Source organism: Mycobacterium sp. PSTR-4-N, assembly GCF_022348085.1.
GTDB lineage: Bacteria > Actinomycetota > Actinomycetes > Mycobacteriales > Mycobacteriaceae > Mycobacterium.
In genome coordinates this window covers 24159-43154 of the sequence record NZ_JAKRFN010000001.1, presented here as the reverse complement: position 1 = coordinate 43154, position 18996 = coordinate 24159, and the positions used below count along the sequence as shown (strand labels likewise).

Sequence of the window (18996 nt, the reverse complement as noted above, 5' to 3'; positions counted from 1 at the left end):
AAGGCAACACCATGACCGAGACCACGACCGCCGAGCAGCAGTCCACCCTCCTGGACGCAGTGAACGACGGCGGACAAAGCCTCGCGACGATCCGGCCCGGGCAGCAACGCTGGGACGACAACCAGCTCGCCATCCTCCGCGCGATCGGAGTCGAAGACGCCACCCAGGCCGACGTCGACCTGTTCTTCCACTACTGCCGCACAACAGGTCTCGACCCATTCCGGAAACAGATCTACATGATCGGCCGGAACACCAAGCTCACCGAATGGGTGGAGCAGCCGTCCGGCGGCCGAACCAAGGTCGAGAAGTGGGTCACGAAGTACACCATCCAAATCGGCATCGACGGCTACCGGAAGCATGCCCGCAACATCGCTGACGCGCTCGGCGACCAGCTCTCTTTCGACGGCCCGTACTGGTGCGGGGAAGACGGCCAGTGGCGCGAGGTGTGGACCTCCGACGAGCCGCCGGCCGCCGCGAAGTACATCGTGTTCCGCAACGGCGAACCTCACACGGGCATCGCGAAATTCAGCGAGTACGTGCAGACCAACGCCATCTATGAGGGCTCCGGCCAGCAGCGCCGAAAGGTCGGCGAGGAACCGAACTCGATGTGGTCGAAGATGCCGTCCGGCCAGATCGGCAAGTGCGCCGAAGCGTTGGCCTACCGGCGCGCGTTCCCCGACGACTTCTCGGGACTCATCCTCGAGGGAACAGATCAGCCGACCGTGATCGATCCCGACGGCGCCACCCAAGAGCCGCAGACACGGCGTGGCGGATCCGGAATCGACGGTCTCCGCGGCCGGGCGCAGGCAGCGCAGCAGAAGCATGAAGTGATCAACGCCGAGGTCGACCCGGAACCGGTCGGCGATGGCCTGGCCGCAGATCAGGGCGGACAAGGTACTGCGGCAAACGGCACCCCGCCGCCATCGCCGACCCCCGATCCGGAGAAGACGGAACGGAAGCTGTCACCCAAGCGAAAAGCATTGGAAGAACGCCTATCCAAGCTGATCGCCGAGGTGCAGCCCCCACTCAGCGAAGAGGACCAAGCACTGGTCTTCCGCAGTATCTGCAAAGACACCGGCATCAACGCGGTCGCCGATCTCGCTGACGGGGAAGTCGGGAAGGTCTCAGACCAACTGTTCAAGTGGTCCGAACTCACCGTCCTCAACGACCGCGTCCGCGACATCGTCAACGCCGCAGTCATCGCCGCCGAGAACGCCAAGGCGGGCGACCAGTGAGCGCGCCGCAACGCTTCCGGAAGAAGCCCGTCGAGGTCGAGGCCATGCAGTGGCCCCGCGACGACGAAACCGACTACCAGTCCGTCGTCCGCCGCGCCGCGCTCCACCAATGGGTGTGGGACAACGGCGGCAAGACCTACGTCCGCGGCGGCACCGGTGGACTCCACGACGTCCACGTCGTCATCGAAACCCTCGAAGGCGACATGCGAGTTGCCCCCGGCGACTGGGTGATCCGCGGCATAGCCGGCGAGTTTTACCCCTGCAAGGCCGACATCTTCGCCGCCACCTACACCGCCGTCGACCCGAAACCCGAGACGCCGCGCTCGGCCCAGCTCCGCGTCGAAGCAGCACGGCTCGCGCTGAAAGCAGCCGAGGACCGCTTGAACGCCGAACTCACCCGCGCCGCCAGGGGAGACGATCAGTGACCGTCCGCAACCCGCTCACCGACGACGACGCGGAGCCGATGGGGGAGTACCCCTGCCTGCCCGCCAAGTCGGGCGTCGCCGCGATCCTCGCCGCCGCCGACAAGGCCACCCAGCGCATCACCGACCACGAAGCGTTCGTGCGCGACCTGTGGCAGTTCTGCGAAGGCAAACACGTCATCGGCGTCGTCGAAATTCGCAACCTGATGGCGAGCCACCACGTATGAACCACAACCTGAAAGCCCTCATCAAGGCCCAGATCCTCGCGCACCCCGACGCCGGCCCCGAGGAACTCGCCCTCTACGTCGCGCAAGCCACGCCGGCCGCCGACGTCCGCACCTTCTACGCGCACCTGCTGATCGGCGCGTGCCGCACGAGCATCAATCAGCACCGCCACCAGCTCGGCGAGCGCGCGAAGCCGAAGCCCACCCCGAAACCGGATCCGGCCACGCGACCGCGGCCCCGACCGGTGCCGTCACCCAAGCTCGAGCAGCGCCGCACCTGGTGGGCCGAGATGCTCGCCGCCAGCATGCACGTCGGCGGCGGCCACCAGAAGCCCCTCGGTGACTGCACCGCCGACGACCTCCGCTACTGCGTCAAGGAACGCGACACCCAGATCGGCCGCATCGAAGAACAGATGTCCAACCTGCGCCAACTCCTGAAACTCATGACGCAACACCAAGTCACGACCGTCCGTGAACTCCCCAAGCAGAAGCAGTGGAGAACCGCGTCATGACGATCACCACAGACCTGCCCGGCCAGGAGGTTCACGACACCCAGGAGGATTCCGCCGGGCACCCGCCGACCAGAGAAGAAGCGACACCCACAGCTGTCCCGTCGGCGGGGTACCAGTCGGCCAAAGCTGAATCGCCACCCACAGCTGTCCCGTCGGCGGGGTACCAGTCGGCCAAAGCTGAATCGCCACCCAACCCGTCTACGCCGACTGGCCCAAGCTCCCCGCCGCCCATCGTTGACCCGATACCCAAAGAGTGCCCGGCGGCGGGCCCACTTCTCGCGGACCCCGTGCTCGGGTTGTTCGCCGACGTCCTGGACGACCTCGAGACCGTGCGAATCGCGAACCAGAACCGGCTCCGGCAGCTCACCGACGCCGGGCCACACGGACACGGATTATCGCTTCATTCAGGCGAAGTGAAGCGACTCGCTTCACTCGTCGAACACCTCGAGGCGTCGGAGCACCAGGCCGTTCTCTGCCTGCAGCGCGCCATCCGGGTGCACCCGCTCGGCGCCTGGGTGAAGAACACCCACGGCGTAGGGGAGAAGCAGGCAGCGCGTCTACTCGCCTCGATCCGTGACCCGTACTGGAACGACCTCCACGAACGACCCCGCACCGTGTCCGAGCTCTGGGCCTACTGCGGGTTCCACACGATCGAGACCGCACCTGGTGCCCGGATGGCGCCGAAACATCGCCGCGGCCAACGCTCCAACTGGAACACGCTCGCCCGCACCCGAGTCTGGCTGATCGCCGAATCCTGCGTCCGATCAGCCGCATCCCCGTACCGGAGCGTCTACGACACCGCCCGCGCGAAATACGCCGACGCCACCCACGCCGCGCCGTGTCAACGGTGCGGACCGTCCGGCACACCAGCCGCGGCCGGCACACCACTCTCCCTCGGCCACCAACACGCCCGCGCCATGCGCCTCATGTGCAAAGAGATCCTCCGCGACCTCTGGCACGAAGCCCAGCGACTCCACGAGTTGCCCGCATAACCCACCGATGGAAGGAATCCCTTTGTCCGACAGCATGAAGAAAGAAGAGGCGCGTGAGTTCGCGTCGGTGCTGATCCAGCACAAGAACGGTCTCGCGCACGACGAAGCTACCGAGGCATTGAAGCAGGCGGTGATCGCCGCCGAGCAGACCGGCAAGGCCGCCTCCGTCACCGTGACCCTCACCGTCGAGCCGATCGCGAAGATCCCCGGCGCCTACAAGATCAAGGACAAGGTCGACGCCAAGATCCCGACCGAGCCGCGCTCGTCGATGTGGTTCTCCGACACCCACGGCGGCCTCTACAAGAACGACCCGAACCAGCGGTCGCTGTACGACGACACCCCCGCCGAAGCCTCCGACGGCAAGTCGGCCGCCGCCGGCCGCGACTGATGGCACCGACGACAGCGGTCACCCAGTACGCGGTCAAGGTCGGTGACCGCGGCTGGGCCACCGGGTGGGGTAACAACGTCAGCGCCGAGGAACCCGTCGAGAACCAGGTCGGCGCCTCACGGAAGTCCGCTGTTGAACTGGCCGACCAGCTCCGCGGGCGATACGAGGCACTGGGCGCCCCCGAGATCGCCGCCGAAGTCGAGGTGATGCAACGAACCCTGACCCGCAGCTACAGCGAATGGGCCAGCGTCACCGCATCCGAAGCCCAACCCGCCGCCACCGAACTCCCACCCTTCTGACCCACATCACCCGAAAGGCATCCCACGTCATGGCCAGCACCGACACCAGCATCACCCTCCCCGCCGAACAAGGCTTCGTCTCCGTAGACAACACCCCACACCCCGCCGACGTCGTCGACACCGGGCTCGCGCACCGCCGCTACGCGATCGCCGTCACCGACGAACACGGCCTGCAGGTCAAGGAACTCAATGACCCCGACCAGCGCACCAATCCACACCGCGTCGAAGGCACACGCACAGTCACCGAACTCGCATCGTTCCTCCACGAACTGAACCGGCGACCACTCTCGGAAGAGACAGGAACGCTGTGGGGCAACGCATCCCGCGGCAGCATCGTCGCCATCTACAACGACCACGAAGGCGGACCCAACTCCGCGGAACTCGCCAAGGACGACCGCCTCGCGGGCTGGCGCGACGACCGCCTCGAACTGAAACTGCCCGCCCACCCCGACTGGGTGCGCTGGCACGAAATCTCCGGCAAGTACTTCGGCCAGGAACAGTTCGGCGACATCGTCGAAGACCTCCGACACACCATCGTCGCCCCCGACCAGGCCGACCTACTCGAGATCATCGACTCCGTCCGCGGCTCCACCGGCGGCGACTTCGAATCCAGCATCGACCGCGCCCGCGGCGGACTCAAGGTCGCCTACAAGAAAGAGGTCAACGCCCGCGCAGGCGCCGTCGGCCGCGAACTCGAAGTGCCACAACACATCAAGCTCTCAATCACCCCATGGGACGGCCACACCAAGCTCTACGACGTCAACGCCTACTTCCGGCTGAACATCACCGAAGGCCACCTCAAGCTCGCCGTGAAACTGTTCCCCACCCGAGAGACAGTCCGCGTCGCCTGGGCAGAACTCACCGCCGACATCACCGCGGCCATCGGGAAACCCGTCTACGCCCAGCCCTGACCGTCGAGACCTGGCTGCGGCGCGTGCCCCTCGTGCGCGCCGCAGCCGCCCCACCAGGAGAACCACGATGCGTAGGTACACCGGCCGCGAGCCTGTCGTCACGATCTGGCGCAACCAAATCCCACACCGCGCCATCCTCATGTACTGGGGCATCCGCCTCCGTCGAGGCACCCACGGCTCGCCGTGGCACCGCCTGCTGAAAACGCGCCCCCGCCACATCTGGACCATCCACTCACCCGTCCTCGGCGGCGAAACCCTCACCATCGACACCCGCGGCGTCGAAGCCCGCTGGCACAACTTCCAGATCTTCGACGAAGACGGCTCCCGCATGGTCATCTGCGGTCCAGCGATATGACCGGCAGCACCGCAGAACGCCACGCCGCCTACCGCGCCGGCCTCTGCATCGACTGCAGAACCGCGCCCCACTCCGCAGGCCGACCCCGGTGCAACGAATGCCACACCACACACCAGAAAGCAGCGCAGCCATGAGCGCCACCACTGATTGCGGAATCTCAGCCAGCCCCACCGAACTGGCCTACCTCGCCGGTGTCATCGACGCTGACGGCTACGTCACCGCGACCCAATCGACTCATGCTGGGCGACTGTACTTCGGCGCTCAGCTCGGCATCACCGGCAGCGACAGAGCACCCCACGATCTCGCTGCCCGCGTGTTCGGCGGGAACGTCAGCTGCCACCGTCCGAGCCGGTCACTCGCGCACCATCGAATGCAATTCCATTGGCAGCGTGCAGGTACCCGGGCTACCCCCATCATCTCCGCAGTGCTGCCGTACCTCCGCATCAAGGCGGAGCGAGCGCGCCTTGTGCTAGATCTGCAGGAACAGGTCGACTGGATACGGCTGACCCGCGGTGACGACGACCCTTTCCCTTGGATGTCACCGGGTTACGACCCGACACCCTTGCTGATCTCTCTCGTCGAAAACATCCGCTCGCATAACAGCCGCGCGGGGAGCCGCAAGGCGGTGACCGCGTGAGCCTGTACGTGAAGCTGGCGTTGAACGGCGACGGTATCGGCGACATTGCCATCACCCGTGTCACAGACGTTGGTAGCGAACCGGACTCAGTCAACACCTACCGGTGGTTGTACGACCGAGGCGACGATTCCGCCCGCGGCCTAGTCACGCACCGCTTCGGCGACGGCGCCGTGGTGCTCGCGTCGAAGGTGCTCGCCGAGATCGCGCTGAGGCATCAGATCGCGAACCAAGCACATCACGCGCCGAAGGTCACCACCGACGACCAGAAGATCGCCACCCGCGCGAAACGAGGGCACTTCGCATGAGCCTCGTCGACGAGCTAGTCAGCTTCGACTACGCCGCCCCCGGTGTCGCGCCCGGCTGGGTGTACGCGCAATGCGAGGTGTGCGACGCCTACACCGCCGGCACCGAAGAGTCGGCGCAACAGTGGGCCGAGCGGCACGTCCTGTCTCGCCACACCGGCGGCCGCCACACACACTGGGTGCGGCCGTACGAGCCCCTCGTGCTCGACCAGACCGGCCCTGGCCGCCACAGCGAGGCCGCCGCCGAATTCCCCAAGGCGGTGACTGCCCATGCGTGAATTCCGGTGCGCAGAGATCATCGCCGCGGTCGCCGACTACTACGGCCGCCCCGTCGACCAACTACTCGCCCACGACCGCCATCAACCCCTCGCCGAGCAGCGCCAGGTCGCCATGTTCCTGTGCCGCAGGCTCACCCGGCTCACCCGGCCCGCAGTCGCGCGCGCGTTCCACCGCACCCACGTCACGATCCTGCACGCCGAACAGCGGATGACCGCGCCGCCCGAGCGTCTACGCCACGACATCCAGTGCATCCACGCCCGACTCATCGCTGACGCGGCGGTGACAGCATGAGCGACACCATTCGGCCGCCGATCCCGGCCACCTGTGAAAGCCGCCCCACCGCCGGTGGACTCGTCATCCCATGGGCCAACGTTCAACTCGCCGACGGCGGCGTCGACTTCCGAGCCCAGCACGAGTCCCGCGTCCAACGCTGCATGACCGAATCCCGCTGCCAGGTCTGCTCCAAGACCATCCCCGCGCCGATCGTTTTCCTCGGAGGCCCCCGCCAAGTCGGCTCCCTGACCTTCGACGAACCACCGCTGCACCCGGAATGCGCCGTCTACGTCTCCCACGCCTGCCCCATGGTCGCCGGACGCCTCGACCACTACGCAGACCGCGACACCGTCACCGAAGGCCGCCGCGGCGAGCTCTGCAGCGTCCCGGGATGCGAGTGCGGCGGATGGGTGCCGACACCTGGCCTGCAATTCGCCCCCGGCGGCGACCCCGCTCACGACTGGTACGCCGTCTACGTCTCCGGCTACAGCTGCGGAATCACCCCGGACCGCCCCGACCGCGTTCATGCCGCCGTCGTCCACCAGGACGAAGTGCTGGCCATCCGCCACGTCTCCGCACCCGGAACCGGCCGCACCTGGCGCCGCACCACGATTGAACAGGCGGTGCGCTGATGGGTCGCCGACCGACCGCGGTGACAACCGCGCTGCGCGACCAGATCGTCGCCACGCTGCGCGACCGCCCTACACCGATCACCACCGACCAAGTCGTCGCGCTGGCGCACCCAAGCTTCTGCGTGCACGACGGCGGGCAGTGCACCTACCTCAATTCGCCAATGAACCGAGGCCGAGCAACATGCCCCGGTCACTGCTGGAAACAGCGGATATACAACTCACTGCGCGCGCTCCAACGCGCCGGTGTCGTGACCTGCCATCGGCCACGCGACACCTACTCCGTTTACTGGTCAGCCGCCTCCGAGCCCACCGACGCCGAGATGAACGCCATCCTCGCCGCACTGGAAGGCGACACCGAATGATCACCCTCGACCGCTGCGACTTCTACGCCACCACCAACAAGACAGGCCAATTCATCGGCCGGTGCAAGCAATTCCCCGACATCAAGACCGCACCCCGCGCCCGCAAGATCGACGCCATCGACCTCGCGATCACCGCCGTCCGTGACCGACTCGCCGAGGTCGACGACAAACGCACCGGCACGAAGGCGGCACCCCATGCCTGAACGAGTGCAACGCACACGTCGAGCAGTCCCCGGAATCCCATTCGGTGCCATCTACGTCGGACGACCAAGCAAGTGGGGCAACCCATTCCGGGTCGTGCCCGAACCTAACCACCCACGCTGGGCCGGTCCACGCCACTACCAAGTCCGCACCGCAGACGGACGAATCTGGGAGCCCATCAACACCATCCCCGTGCGGCCCATCCTGGGCCGGGCCGAAGCACAAGCCGACAACTACCGCCGCGCCGCCCAGCACGCCGTTGATCTCTTCGAACTGCATATCGGACCCATGGGCGCTTACGAGTACGACGACCAGCGATGGGCCGAGCTCGACGCCCTGTCCGGCCGCGACTTCGCCTGCTGGTGCCCGCTCGACCAGCCCTGCCACGCCGACGTCCTACTCGAACTCGCCAACGGAAAGGCCCCCGCATGACCGTGTACTGCTACGACACCGAATTCCTCGAAGACGGCCACACCATCGAACTGATCTCGATCGGCATCGTCTGCGAAGACGGCCGCGAGTACTACGCCGTCAACAGCGACATGCCCGTCGACCGCATCCACAAGAACGACTGGCTCATCAACAACGTCTGGCGGCACCTGCCCGTCCGCGGACTCAAGACCGGACTCGCCGGCTCTGCCGGAAACATCCGCGACGTCGTCACGCACGACGGCTCACTCGACATGCGGTCAACTCTGGTGAAGCCGAAGTGGGTAATTCGCAACGAAGTTCTCGAGTTCATTCTGGGTGGAATCACCCCGGCCGGCGAGAAAGACGGCCAACCTTGGTACTGGTCGGAAGATCTGCCCGAACTGTGGGCCTACTACGGCGCATACGACCACGTCGTGCTCGCCCAGTTGTTCGGCCGCATGATCGACCTCCCCGACCTGATGCCGAAGTTCACCCACGACCTCATGCAGCTGATCGAACCTCTCAACCCGAAGACGTTCATCATGCCGAAGCAGTCCGGAGACGAACACCACGCGCTCGCCGACGCCCGCTGGGACATGGAAGTACTCCGCGCGGCCCGTGAGGCACTTAAGCCGGAAGTGGGTGCACGTGATGAGTGACATCGTCTTCCTCGATACCGAGGCCCTCGGCCTGGACCCGAACGCACCCGTCTGGGAGTTCGCCGCAGTGCGCCGCTTCGCGAACGGGAACACCGATCGCACCGAATTCTTCATCCGCCACGAACCGGAACCGTGGGCCAGCGAGTTCCACGCGATCGCGCCCGCGTTCTACGAGGACTACGCGGCCCGCTACCGGTCGTCCGACGCCCTTGACGACCAGGCCGCAGCCGTCATGATCCACATGGTCACCCGCGGCGCGCACATGGTGGCCTGCAACCCCGTCTTCGACGACCCCCGCCTCGCGCAGATCCTGCGCCGCAACAACATCGAACCGGCCTGGCACTACCACCCCGACGACATCGCCAGCCTCGCCAAGGGATACCTCGCCGCCCGCGGCGAACTTCCCGCACCGCCGTACAACTCGAACGCGCTCTCACTCGCGCTCGGCGTCGACCCCGACGACTACGCCCGCCACACCGCGATGGGCGACGTCGCCTGGTGCATGGCCCAGTGGGACACCGTCATGGCCCACACCAACCACATCCACGTCTCGCAGCACATCCACGTCGCAGCGCAAGGAACGGAGGCGACCACCGGTGCGGATTCGGTCAACGAAGCCTGAGTTCTGGCGTTCCAAGCGGATCGCATCGGTGTCGTGGGACGCCCGGCTGGTGCTGAAAGGCCTCGAGTCGTACGTCGATGACAACGGCGTCGGCAAGGACGACGTCGAGCTGATCATCGGAGATCTGTTCCAGCGCGACGCCATTCGAGAGCCCTCGCGAACCCTCGCGAGGGTGTCCGAAGCCCTCTGCGAGCTCGCCGACGCCGGATTGATCTGGCGGTACGAAGCCGCGGGCACGTCGCTGCTCTACGTCTCGTTCTGGGAAGACATCCAACGGGTCGATAAACCGCAGTCCGGACGTTTGCCCAGGCCAGACGGCACGATGGACTACAAATCGTCGTCGATTCGCGAGTCTGTCGCGAATCCTCGCGAGCCCTCGCGAAATGTCGCGCCTGGAACAGGGGAACAGGGGAACAGGGGAACAGGGGCAACACGTACCCCAGTACGTACGGAACCACACAGCGCCGAACCCGAACCGACCGCCGCCGCATCAGCGACACCCGGAGCAGACCTCGTCCGCGCCAACATCACCCAGACCCACCCCGCCGCGACACTCACCAGCCTCCGGCACCAAGCCAGCGAGCTTGTCAACACCGAAACCGACCCCGAGATCGTCGCCGCAGCCCTCCGACTCTGGGAACACAAACCCAACATCGGCATCGGCCGAACGATCCTCGCCTCCCTGTGCTCCGAGGTCATCAAGACCCGCGCAGCGCCCGCCGCCAACGGGCACCCGGCACCCAGCGCGTTCGACCGCAAGAAAGCCGCCAACGGCGCCGTGTTCGCAGCACTCGCAGACCAACCCCACGTCGTGGAGATCGAACGATGACCACAGCCGGCCTGAACTACCCCCAGATCGCCGCCGCCGTCTACCAGGCGTGCACCACCTACGACCAATACCTGCCGCAGCTCTCCGAGGACGTCGCCCGCGCGTGGGCCAAGACCTTCGCCCGCTTCGGACTCACCGCCGAACAGCTCATCCGAGGCGTCGACGCCGTGTACGCCGAACGCGGCAACGGATACCGGCCGCTCCCCGCCGACATCGCCCAAGCCGCCCGCGCCATCCGCCAAGACGAACGCATGAGGGAACCCGCCGCCGTCCGCGATCGCCGCATGGAAGGCCTCGCCGCCAAGGCCGCCGAAGACGTCGTCGCCCTCGCTGAACGCAAAGGCGTCCCCGCGACGACAACGACGTTCGAACGGCGCGGCATCAACCCCGCATCCCGCGTCAAATGCCCCTGGTGCCACGCCGGCCCCGGCCAGCCCTGCGTCATCCCCATCACCCACAAACCGCTCCGGCGACGCCAGTTCCACGACGCCCGGATCGAAGCCGCGCAATGACGACCACCGAGCCCGCCATTCCAGTCCCGGCTGAAATCCTCGCGACCGCCGAAGCCTGGGATCACATGTGGACGCAGCTGCTCGGCGGCATCCCCTTCGACTGCATGACAGACACCGTCCGGGCCTTCTGGCTCGCCACCGTCGGACCGCGGTGGTGCGACTGCCCCTGCGACCCACACCACCGCTGGAACTGCCCCATGACACCGCTCTGGGCGCAAACCATGTGCGACCTCGACCTGAACCCGTGGACCGTCATGCGCCCCGCCTACGCGCGCGGTGGATTGATTGGCGCTCCGCTCTGCCATCTCTGCCTCGCCCACCACACGCTCGGCTCGCCGTGCGCCGAACAACACCGAGAGGACCACCGATGACCGATCACCTCGCGGAAGCGCAACGCCTCGCTCGACGAGGCGGTGGCGGTGACTTCGGCCGCGTGAAGGATCTGAGCCAGGCTGTTCTTCACCTCGTCGACGCGATCAGCGAGCAGCCCGCCACCACCCCGGCGGGCTCCGATGATCCGGGGCCGTGGCACATCGTGTCCCGCTCCACTGGACGCCACCACGGCCCATTCAGCACCGAGCACGACGCCGCCATGGCGCGGGCGCTCGCCGCCCACATCGCGGTGGAATGGCACCGCGCGGCCGTGCTGAACCGCGAGGACTTCGACTGCCACCTCGAGCGGTCCAACGTTGGCGGTGTGCTCTCATGACCGCCGCACTGCCCGCCGGCCGCCGCGAGCAACGCATCCGGCTCTACGTCCGAGGCGAATGGGAAACCCCCGTCTACGACTCAGCCACCAGCGACATGCACCCCGACGACTACCTGCTGTACGGCCCCCACACCGAACTCAGCGTCGTCATCGACCTCCCGGGTATCCCCGGCCAGCCCGGCACCCAGTTCCGGTGGTCCGGCGTCTGGTCGCAGGTCTCCCGCCGCAAGATCGAACGCCGGCAGATGTCCGAGTACCTGCAACACCTGCTCGTCATGCCGAATCCGTTCCTTCCGCCGATCGTTGGCGGCTCGACGTCGGCCTGGTATCGCAAGGCCCGCCAGCTCTGCGGCGACCAGCACGAAGACGGCCCGGCCGGATGCCCGACCTGCCGCATGTACGAAGCCCGACTCACCCCGATCACCGAGATCGCCCGCGACGTCCTCGTCGACGCTGACCTCACCCTGCAGTACCGCCGGAGCATCGGCCGGTGACCGCCGTCGACACCCGCATCGAAGTGCGGCGAAACGGAGACAACGAACCCGAATGTGACTGGGGCGTCATCGAACACCGCCAGTTTCACCACGGCGGCGCCGGCCATGCGCACCTGATCCTCGTCCGCAGGGACGCGGTCGCGAAAATCGTCGCCGCCGATAAGCCGCTGTTCGACGGCCGCGCGTGGGCCACCGTCACGATCCGACACCCCGATCCCTGCCTCTGCGTCTGCATCGAATGCATCACCGGCGCCCACTGCGACCGCCCGACGTGCGCGCAGCCAGACAACGACACCCCGCCGCGGATCTTCTTCCACCTCGACTACCGCGAAGACGACCAGCAGCTGACCTGGGAGCTGTTCGAAGCCCGCTGGTGGGACAACACAGGACCGGAAATCTACGTGGGGAGGTGGCCCGACTGATGCTGTCCGACTACGAGCGCGACTACGACATCGCCTACCACTGGTCGCCGACGACGCGACGCGACGCGATTCAACGAGAAGGCCTCCGCATCGGAGCCGAACCGTGCGTCAACGGGATTGACGAAGACCACCGCAACCCATGGATCTCCGTCAGTCCTACACCCGCGCAGGCATGGTGGCTGTCCGGCGAAGCCCTCTACGGCGGCGGATTCACCTGCGAGGCACCCGTCTGGGATCTCTACGAGGTCGACATCCAGGGTCTCGAGACTGACCGCCGCAACGACGACTACCCCGAGCTACGGGTCATGCAAGACGTGCCAGCCAACCGAATCCGGTGGGTAGCACGGCGCACATTCGGCGACGACGACGAGGAAGGCACCACCCGTGTTTGAGCGATCCACCAGCGACGCCCGCCCCGACGAGCAGCCGGCGCACCGCTGCATCGCGGGCGCGTCCTGCCGCGCCAGCATCGTCCAGGACGGCGAACGGCACCCCGCCTACACCGAACACGCCGACACCCTCTGCGACGGCTGCACAGCGCACCACAGCGCGGCCACGAGCCGCCTCGTACGCGATTACGCCATGCTCCGCGTCACCATCGGCGAGCAGCGCGCCAAACAGGCCGGAGGCGTCCACTCGACCCCGGCACCCCGCATCCCCATCGACGCCGCCTCCGACCGGCTCATGACCGAGATCGTCGAATGGACCGGCTACGCCGCCGACCTCATCTCGTCTCGGCTCAACATCGCCACACGCGACGGCTCCCGCCACCTCGCCGCCCAGATCCACCTCGACGACGAGAACCTCATCGAACGGCTCGGCGTCAACCAGCTCGCGCTCGAGGACGGCGCGCTCGCCGCCCGCTCCTGGGAAGCCACCCACCCCACCGAAGCGGAACGGCTCAACGCGTACGCCGCGGTGGTGAACCAGCACCTCGATGTCCTCGCCGCCATCCCCGCGCATGACGTGCAGATCTGGGCGCAGCCGAAACGCTGCGACGAGCACGCCGAGACGATCAGCACGGCGAAACGCATGCTGAACATCGCCCGCGAGATCCACGACCACCGCGAAATCCGGGAAGCGATCGACACTCTGCAGGCCGCGTTCGTCGCCGCCGGGGCATGCAACGAGTGCTGCGGCTGGTCCGAAGACGGCCGCTACCAGGCCCGCCAAGACGTCACCATGTCGGGCCTCGACGTGATGTTCCGCCTCACCCGTACCCACCAATTGATCCGGCAGCACCTCGGCCACACCCGGATCCGCCACCAGTACGCGATGCCGTGCCCGAACTGCGGCAGCCCCGTCGGCCGCGACGACGGCTCCACCGTGGTCACCTGCGACAACGACCACTGCACCAAGTCCTCCGGCAAGTGGGGCCCGTCGTCGTGGACCGACGGCGAATACCGCCTGCTGTCCGGCATGCTCGCCGACGACGAACGCACCCGGACCCTGTCGAAATACCTGCTCGCAGAGGCGTACACACGGCTCGACGGCATCGCGAAGCTCGTCGCGGACCTCGAATCCGACGAACGGTTCAAGGACGCGGAAGCCGTCCAGCTCATCCTCGGCGCGGTGAAGCCGCACCTCGACGGGCACCTCAAGCCGGCCGACCGCAAGATCGCCACCGACAAAGCCACCGCCGAGAAACGCCAAGAGACAGAGGACAACTGGGCGTGGAAACGGACAGCGCCCTACGTCAAACCGAAGGTGAAGAAGCGGCCCGAGCCCGACCCAAACCGGCCGAAGGTGACGCAGAGCTCCCGATCAACGCTCACCGACGTCGACGAGACGATCGTCGACCAGTTGCGCATCGGCACACCGCCATGTCCCGACTGCAACCTCATCCACCGCGGCGAATGCGCGTGAGCACCCTCGCCGACGAGCACCAGATGAGCGGCTGGACCCGGCTGCCCACCACCACGCTCGACTTCCGGCGGTGCCTCGACTGCGGGCACATCGAAACCCAAGAGCGCCAGCCCTGCACACTGTGCGGATCTACGGAAGCCCGGGCGTACGAAGTGCCCGGCTACGGCCTCGCCTACGTCTGCACACCGTGCCTGAAAGGACACGCCGAGTGAGCGACATCATCGACCGCATCAACGAGCTCGTCGACGGCCAACTGCAGCAGGAACGATCCGGGTACGACCACAACATCAACCAGAAGCCCTGCCCGAACTGTGGCAGGGAGTGGCACGGGCTACCCCTCACGCAGCACGTGGCCCAGATGTACGCAATGGGACGCTATGAACCGGAATATATTGCGGCACAGGACGATTCGCCAATTATCTGTAAGGGATCGACAGTCGTCGACCCCGACGCGAAGCGTGTTACCCGCACCGGCGTGGTGTTCGTCAGTATCAACGTCGACGACGTCGCCCGCCACATGGAGCAGATGCGCCAGCGATGGGCGCAGTTCTTCGAGGAAATTGCCGATTCCTTCGCTCAACTCGGCCGGCAGTTCAACGAAGCCGCGAACAGCATGGCCGAACTGCTCGGACCGCGACCCAAGCACCCGCCACAGTGCCTCTGGTCAGGCGTCAATATCACCTTCGGGCAACACAACTGGCACTACGAACTGCAGGTTCTGCGGCCCGCGCTGCAGTTTCCCCGAGTGTTCCAGTATCCGCACTACCGCATCCTCAACCCGCTGGAACTCGAGGTACACCAGCTCTGGCCGCAGTTCACCGCGCCCGGCTTCCCGGTTCCGCCTCGGCCCGGCTACGACTTTACCGCGTGGGCAGTCGACGTCCAGCACGGCCCACCGCAGCGCCACCGCGCAGATGTCCGCACCGACCCGCGCAGGCCCGCCACCGCAGCCCGCCGGAACGGGAGGCGCGCCCGTGGGTGAACGCCGCCACCGCGTCAAACCATGGCCATGGCCCGGAGACAGCCGCGAAGACCGCGCGAAACGCGTCGCCCTCTCGTACCGGTCCCTCGCCTTCGAAGCCAGCCAGGGCCGCATCGACGACATCGCCGGAGAGCTCCACCGCCTCGACTGGCGCTGGTCCGAATACGGCGTCACCTGGACCACGCCCAGCCAGCGACCCCTCGACCCCGAGGAATGGATGACCGCCGCAGACCTCGCGATCGTCATCAACCGGCCCCGAAAAGACCTCTACAACTGGGCCCGCCTCGGCCACATCGAGCAACGCTGCGGACCCGACGGCGCACCCGAATACTCCGTCGCCTCCGTCATCGCCTACCAGCGGAAACTCCACCAACGACGCACCCGAAAGGAGAAATGACGACGATGTCAGTGCTAAGTAGTACGCTAGTCCCATCTACCGCTGTGCCCAGACCCGGGTGCAGCGGTTTCTGCGCCTACGACCTCGGCCCCTACATTCCCGGCGACGGCGAGCACTACGCACTCCTCAAGCACGTCCTCAGCCTCGGCCCCAACGGGACCGCGCTTGAGTTCGGCGTAGGCGCCGGCCAATCAACTAGGCTGATCGCCGCCCACATGCCCGTCATCGGGTTCGACAGCTTCCAAGGCCTCCCCGAAGACTGGCGCCACGGCTACCAGGCAGGCGCATTCGCCCAGCAGCACCCGCCAGCGATCGACAACGCCGACTACGTCATCGGCTGGTACGAAGACACCCTCCCCGCCGCCGACTTCCGCGAAGTCGACCGCATCGGCCTGGTCCACATCGACTGCGACCTGTACTCGGCCACCAAGACCGTGCTCGACCACATCGGCCGCGGCTGCTTCATCGTGTTCGACGAATGGCACGGCTTCGACGGCGCCCGCCCGGGCACACACGAACAACGCGCATGGCGCGAGTTCGCTGACCACACCGGCATCACGTGGCGCGTCGTCGGCCACGGCCACCAGCAATGGAGCATCCAAATTGCCTGACACCACAACGCTTTTCATGTTCGCCGGCCGCCGCCCCAACATGGAGATACAGCTGCCATACCTGCAGCGCATCCTCGCCGAACACCCCGACACCGAACTCCACATCTGGGACCTCTCCCGCACCATCGAGGACCACCAGTACATCCGGAGCATCAGCGGGGACCGCATCACGGTCTTCGACCACTTCTGGGACGGCCGACAGCCCTGGCGTCACTTCAACGACGTGTGGCAGCACTACACCGCCAAGCAGTACCGCAACCACCTCTTCGTGAAGCTCGACGACGACGTCGTTTTCATCGAGACCGGCGCCTTCGCGTCGTTTATCGACGCCATCGCGTCGAATCGCGACGCCGTCATCTCGGCCAAGGTCATCAACAACGGTGCCTGCACCGAAACCGAACCCGACCTGTGGTTCGCCTTCGAAACGCTCAACCTGCCGCTGCTCGACGTCCACCTGTCCGTCGACTACGCCGACATGTGCCACCGCTGGTTCTTCGACAACTGGCACGACATCACCGGCGCCCGACCCACGCTGACCCCGACCGACGAATGGCTGTCCATCAACCTCATCGGCTTCGACTGGCGCATGGGCTACGAGATCAGCCGACGCATCGGGAAGCCCTCCCCGCCCCACATCGCCGGCCGCAACTTCACCCCCCGCAACAGAGTCGGCGACGAAGGCGCGGTCAACATGCTGCCCCGACAGATCCACGAGGGATTCGTGGCAGCACACCTGACGTTCGGCCCGCAAGAGAAGGCCATGACCGACGGCCAGCTCGCCGAATACCGCAAGCTGTACGGCGACATCGCCCGCAAGTACCTCGACGCATGACCAGCGTCGCCGTCATCATCCCGTTCCGCGATCGCGGACGAGACCCGCTGCGCCAGGCCAACATCGAATGCGTGCTGGACCACTGGCGCGACTACGGCGCCGACGACGTTCTGATCTGCAGCGACCGACGCGACGGCGACGCACAATTCAACCGCCACGCCGCCTACAACCTCGGCGCCGAGCACGTACCCGCGGCGGACGTCCTCGTCTTCGCAGAGTCCGACATGCTGGTCTGCTACCCGCAGGTCCGCGAAGCCGTCCACCAGGCCGCCGCTGCTCCCGGCCTGGTGGTCCCATTCACCCAGTACCGATACCTCAGCCAGCGCGACTCCGAAGAAGTCCGCGCCCAACGGCGGCACCCCGGCGACTGCATCCCGCTCCACACCATGGACAACGGCAAGAGCATCGGCGCGATCAACGTCCTGTCCCGCGCCACCCTCAACGCCGTCGGACAGTGGGACGAACGCTTCGAAGGCAACTGGTACGACGACAACGCCATGCACCGCGCCTTCGAGATCGCCGCCGGCCCAACCCGGTGGGTCGACGGCCCCGCTCACCACCTCTACCATCTGCCCGGCCACGGCCCCGGCGACCACATCACCGACGCCGACCGTGCCGCCACCGACGCGAACCGCGCCCGCTGGCGCCGCTACCAACGCGCCACCACACCCGCGCAGATTCGCGAACTCACAGCCGGCGCAGCATGACCGCCAGCGCCCCGGTCCCGTTCGACCCCGACTGGACGGTCCACCCTGGACGAATCCTGCAGCAGGAGATCGACGCTCGCGGCTGGACCCAGAAGCAATTCGCCGAGATCATCGACCGACCAGTCCAAGCGGTAAACGAGATCTGCACCGGCAAGAAACGCATCACCGCCCAGACGGCGCTCGTCCTCGGCGCGGCGCTCGGCGTCGATGCCATGTTCTGGCTCACTGCTCAGGCCCGATACGACCTCGACGTCGCGCTCGGGAAGCGGGCGCAGTGACCAGCGTCCGGATCGCGATCGTCGCGCACGAAGCCCGCCGCCGAGCCGCCGTCCAGCTCGCCGACGACACCCGCGCCCTCGGCGTCAGCATCGACGACGGCACCCTCGGATGCGAAGGCAACCACCGCCGCGTCTGGGACTGGCACACCGACGCCGGCCCCTGCCACGACTGGGCAGTCACCCTCGAAGACGACGCCCAACCAGCCCCCGGGTTCCGCGACCAACTCGCCGCCGCCCTCGCCGTCGCACCCGCACCCATCGTCAGCCTCTACCTCGGCACCGGATACCCGCCGCTCTGGCAGCCCCGCATCCGGAAAGCCCTCGACGGCGTCGACGTCGCCACCAGCTGGCTCACCGCCGACAGCCTGCTCCACGCCGTCGCCGTCGCCATCCGCACCGACCTACTCGACACGCTCGAGCTGCAGCCCGGCTACGCACCCGACTACGCGATCACCCGCTGGGCCCGCCGCCACGGCCACCCCATCGCCTACACCGTGCCCAGCCTCGTCGACCACGCCGACACCGAACCCGTCACCACCGTTCGGTACGACCGACTCACCCGCCACAAGCCGCGGAAAGCGTGGGTCCACGGCACCCGCGCGATCTGGACCGCGCACACCGCAGCCCTCTGAACCACGGGA

General features: G+C 66.8%; 35 protein-coding genes. All 35 read left to right on the top strand.

Annotated elements, in window-relative coordinates; translation table 11 throughout:
• Positions 1 to 11: 11 nt before the first annotated feature.
• The 35 genes from MHN84_RS00325 to MHN84_RS00155 all read left to right on the top strand — a co-directional run bounded on the left by MHN84_RS00325 (position 12) and on the right by MHN84_RS00155 (position 18987).
• Positions 12 to 1235, top strand: a complete 1224-nt coding sequence (locus MHN84_RS00325; protein WP_241202649.1) for a recombinase RecT — start codon at positions 12 to 14, stop codon at positions 1233 to 1235.
• On the top strand, positions 1232 to 1660 hold the full coding sequence (locus MHN84_RS00320) for a hypothetical protein (RefSeq protein ID WP_241202648.1): 429 nt from the start codon (positions 1232 to 1234) through the stop codon (positions 1658 to 1660). Before MHN84_RS00325 ends, MHN84_RS00320 begins: the two co-directional genes overlap by 4 nt.
• On the top strand, positions 1657 to 1884 hold the full coding sequence (locus tag MHN84_RS00315) for a hypothetical protein (RefSeq protein ID WP_241202647.1): 228 nt from the start codon (positions 1657 to 1659) through the stop codon (positions 1882 to 1884). Before MHN84_RS00320 ends, MHN84_RS00315 begins: the two co-directional genes overlap by 4 nt.
• The gene (locus MHN84_RS00310) at positions 1881 to 2393 is read left to right on the top strand and encodes a hypothetical protein (RefSeq protein ID WP_241202646.1); all 513 of its coding nucleotides are present in this window, start codon (positions 1881 to 1883) and stop codon (positions 2391 to 2393) included. The genes MHN84_RS00315 and MHN84_RS00310 overlap by 4 nt, the downstream gene beginning before the upstream one ends.
• Entirely contained in the window at positions 2390 to 3385 is a 996-nt protein-coding gene (locus MHN84_RS00305) for a hypothetical protein (RefSeq protein WP_241202645.1), read from the top strand. Before MHN84_RS00310 ends, MHN84_RS00305 begins: the two co-directional genes overlap by 4 nt.
• A 22-nt stretch (positions 3386 to 3407) precedes the next feature.
• Positions 3408 to 3773, top strand: a complete 366-nt coding sequence (locus tag MHN84_RS00300) for a hypothetical protein (protein ID WP_241202644.1) — start codon at positions 3408 to 3410, stop codon at positions 3771 to 3773.
• Positions 3773 to 4072, top strand: coding sequence for a hypothetical protein (locus MHN84_RS00295; protein WP_241202643.1), 300 nt, complete (start codon positions 3773 to 3775; stop codon positions 4070 to 4072). The genes MHN84_RS00300 and MHN84_RS00295 overlap by 1 nt, the downstream gene beginning before the upstream one ends.
• Before the next feature lie 29 nt (positions 4073 to 4101).
• Entirely contained in the window at positions 4102 to 4983 is an 882-nt protein-coding gene (locus MHN84_RS00290) for a DUF2303 family protein (protein WP_241202642.1), read from the top strand.
• Between the two features lie 67 nt (positions 4984 to 5050).
• Complete coding sequence (locus tag MHN84_RS00285) at positions 5051 to 5338, top strand: hypothetical protein (protein WP_241202641.1); 288 nt, start codon at positions 5051 to 5053, stop codon at positions 5336 to 5338.
• A gap of 130 nt (positions 5339 to 5468) precedes the next feature.
• Positions 5469 to 5975 carry a hypothetical protein gene (locus MHN84_RS00280; RefSeq protein ID WP_241202640.1) on the top strand — a complete coding sequence of 169 codons (507 nt, stop codon included), beginning with the start codon at positions 5469 to 5471 and terminating at the stop codon, positions 5973 to 5975.
• Entirely contained in the window at positions 5972 to 6280 is a 309-nt protein-coding gene (locus MHN84_RS00275) for a hypothetical protein (RefSeq protein WP_241202639.1), read from the top strand. Before MHN84_RS00280 ends, MHN84_RS00275 begins: the two co-directional genes overlap by 4 nt.
• On the top strand, positions 6277 to 6555 hold the full coding sequence (locus MHN84_RS00270; protein WP_241202638.1) for a hypothetical protein: 279 nt from the start codon (positions 6277 to 6279) through the stop codon (positions 6553 to 6555). The genes MHN84_RS00275 and MHN84_RS00270 overlap by 4 nt, the downstream gene beginning before the upstream one ends.
• Positions 6548 to 6847, top strand: a complete 300-nt coding sequence (locus MHN84_RS00265; RefSeq protein ID WP_241202637.1) for a helix-turn-helix domain-containing protein — start codon at positions 6548 to 6550, stop codon at positions 6845 to 6847. The genes MHN84_RS00270 and MHN84_RS00265 overlap by 8 nt, the downstream gene beginning before the upstream one ends.
• Entirely contained in the window at positions 6844 to 7461 is a 618-nt protein-coding gene (locus MHN84_RS00260; RefSeq protein ID WP_241202636.1) for a hypothetical protein, read from the top strand. The genes MHN84_RS00265 and MHN84_RS00260 overlap by 4 nt, the downstream gene beginning before the upstream one ends.
• Positions 7461 to 7823 (top strand): hypothetical protein, encoded by a 363-nt coding sequence (locus MHN84_RS00255; RefSeq protein ID WP_241202635.1) that lies wholly within the window; start codon positions 7461 to 7463, stop codon positions 7821 to 7823. Before MHN84_RS00260 ends, MHN84_RS00255 begins: the two co-directional genes overlap by 1 nt.
• Complete coding sequence (locus tag MHN84_RS00250; RefSeq protein WP_241202634.1) at positions 7820 to 8026, top strand: hypothetical protein; 207 nt, start codon at positions 7820 to 7822, stop codon at positions 8024 to 8026. Before MHN84_RS00255 ends, MHN84_RS00250 begins: the two co-directional genes overlap by 4 nt.
• 94 nt (positions 8027 to 8120) lie before the next feature.
• Complete coding sequence (locus MHN84_RS00245) at positions 8121 to 8456, top strand: DUF4326 domain-containing protein (RefSeq protein ID WP_241202633.1); 336 nt, start codon at positions 8121 to 8123, stop codon at positions 8454 to 8456.
• Positions 8453 to 9094: a 3'-5' exoribonuclease domain-containing protein gene (locus tag MHN84_RS00240; protein WP_241202632.1), complete on the top strand. Its 642-nt coding sequence runs from the start codon at positions 8453 to 8455 to the stop codon at positions 9092 to 9094. Before MHN84_RS00245 ends, MHN84_RS00240 begins: the two co-directional genes overlap by 4 nt.
• Entirely contained in the window at positions 9087 to 9716 is a 630-nt protein-coding gene (locus MHN84_RS00235; RefSeq protein ID WP_241202631.1) for an exonuclease domain-containing protein, read from the top strand. The genes MHN84_RS00240 and MHN84_RS00235 overlap by 8 nt, the downstream gene beginning before the upstream one ends.
• A 28-nt stretch (positions 9717 to 9744) precedes the next feature.
• The gene (locus MHN84_RS00230; RefSeq protein ID WP_241202630.1) at positions 9745 to 10545 is read left to right on the top strand and encodes a hypothetical protein; all 801 of its coding nucleotides are present in this window, start codon (positions 9745 to 9747) and stop codon (positions 10543 to 10545) included.
• The gene (locus MHN84_RS00225) at positions 10542 to 11057 is read left to right on the top strand and encodes a hypothetical protein (RefSeq protein ID WP_241202629.1); all 516 of its coding nucleotides are present in this window, start codon (positions 10542 to 10544) and stop codon (positions 11055 to 11057) included. Before MHN84_RS00230 ends, MHN84_RS00225 begins: the two co-directional genes overlap by 4 nt.
• Complete coding sequence (locus MHN84_RS00220; protein ID WP_241202628.1) at positions 11054 to 11428, top strand: hypothetical protein; 375 nt, start codon at positions 11054 to 11056, stop codon at positions 11426 to 11428. The genes MHN84_RS00225 and MHN84_RS00220 overlap by 4 nt, the downstream gene beginning before the upstream one ends.
• Positions 11425 to 11766: a hypothetical protein gene (locus MHN84_RS00215; protein WP_241202627.1), complete on the top strand. Its 342-nt coding sequence runs from the start codon at positions 11425 to 11427 to the stop codon at positions 11764 to 11766. Before MHN84_RS00220 ends, MHN84_RS00215 begins: the two co-directional genes overlap by 4 nt.
• The gene (locus MHN84_RS00210) at positions 11763 to 12260 is read left to right on the top strand and encodes a hypothetical protein (protein ID WP_241202626.1); all 498 of its coding nucleotides are present in this window, start codon (positions 11763 to 11765) and stop codon (positions 12258 to 12260) included. Before MHN84_RS00215 ends, MHN84_RS00210 begins: the two co-directional genes overlap by 4 nt.
• Positions 12257 to 12682 carry a hypothetical protein gene (locus MHN84_RS00205; RefSeq protein WP_241202625.1) on the top strand — a complete coding sequence of 142 codons (426 nt, stop codon included), beginning with the start codon at positions 12257 to 12259 and terminating at the stop codon, positions 12680 to 12682. The genes MHN84_RS00210 and MHN84_RS00205 overlap by 4 nt, the downstream gene beginning before the upstream one ends.
• Positions 12670 to 13074, top strand: coding sequence for a hypothetical protein (locus MHN84_RS00200; protein WP_241202624.1), 405 nt, complete (start codon positions 12670 to 12672; stop codon positions 13072 to 13074). Before MHN84_RS00205 ends, MHN84_RS00200 begins: the two co-directional genes overlap by 13 nt.
• Positions 13067 to 14548: a hypothetical protein gene (locus MHN84_RS00195; RefSeq protein WP_241202623.1), complete on the top strand. Its 1482-nt coding sequence runs from the start codon at positions 13067 to 13069 to the stop codon at positions 14546 to 14548. The genes MHN84_RS00200 and MHN84_RS00195 overlap by 8 nt, the downstream gene beginning before the upstream one ends.
• Entirely contained in the window at positions 14545 to 14760 is a 216-nt protein-coding gene (locus MHN84_RS00190) for a hypothetical protein (RefSeq protein ID WP_241202622.1), read from the top strand. Before MHN84_RS00195 ends, MHN84_RS00190 begins: the two co-directional genes overlap by 4 nt.
• Positions 14757 to 15530 carry a hypothetical protein gene (locus MHN84_RS00185; RefSeq protein WP_241202621.1) on the top strand — a complete coding sequence of 258 codons (774 nt, stop codon included), beginning with the start codon at positions 14757 to 14759 and terminating at the stop codon, positions 15528 to 15530. Before MHN84_RS00190 ends, MHN84_RS00185 begins: the two co-directional genes overlap by 4 nt.
• Positions 15523 to 15927, top strand: coding sequence for a hypothetical protein (locus MHN84_RS00180; RefSeq protein ID WP_241202620.1), 405 nt, complete (start codon positions 15523 to 15525; stop codon positions 15925 to 15927). The genes MHN84_RS00185 and MHN84_RS00180 overlap by 8 nt, the downstream gene beginning before the upstream one ends.
• A 44-nt stretch (positions 15928 to 15971) precedes the next feature.
• Entirely contained in the window at positions 15972 to 16538 is a 567-nt protein-coding gene (locus MHN84_RS00175) for a TylF/MycF family methyltransferase (RefSeq protein ID WP_241202619.1), read from the top strand.
• Entirely contained in the window at positions 16531 to 17370 is an 840-nt protein-coding gene (locus MHN84_RS00170; protein WP_241202618.1) for a hypothetical protein, read from the top strand. Before MHN84_RS00175 ends, MHN84_RS00170 begins: the two co-directional genes overlap by 8 nt.
• A complete protein-coding gene (locus MHN84_RS00165; protein ID WP_241202617.1) occupies positions 17367 to 18077 on the top strand; it encodes a glycosyltransferase family 2 protein in 711 nt (236 codons plus the stop codon). The genes MHN84_RS00170 and MHN84_RS00165 overlap by 4 nt, the downstream gene beginning before the upstream one ends.
• Positions 18074 to 18355 carry a HigA family addiction module antitoxin gene (locus tag MHN84_RS00160; protein WP_241202616.1) on the top strand — a complete coding sequence of 94 codons (282 nt, stop codon included), beginning with the start codon at positions 18074 to 18076 and terminating at the stop codon, positions 18353 to 18355. Before MHN84_RS00165 ends, MHN84_RS00160 begins: the two co-directional genes overlap by 4 nt.
• Positions 18352 to 18987, top strand: a complete 636-nt coding sequence (locus MHN84_RS00155) for a glycosyltransferase family 2 protein (RefSeq protein ID WP_241202615.1) — start codon at positions 18352 to 18354, stop codon at positions 18985 to 18987. The genes MHN84_RS00160 and MHN84_RS00155 overlap by 4 nt, the downstream gene beginning before the upstream one ends.
• The last annotated feature ends 9 nt before the right edge of the window (positions 18988 to 18996 follow it).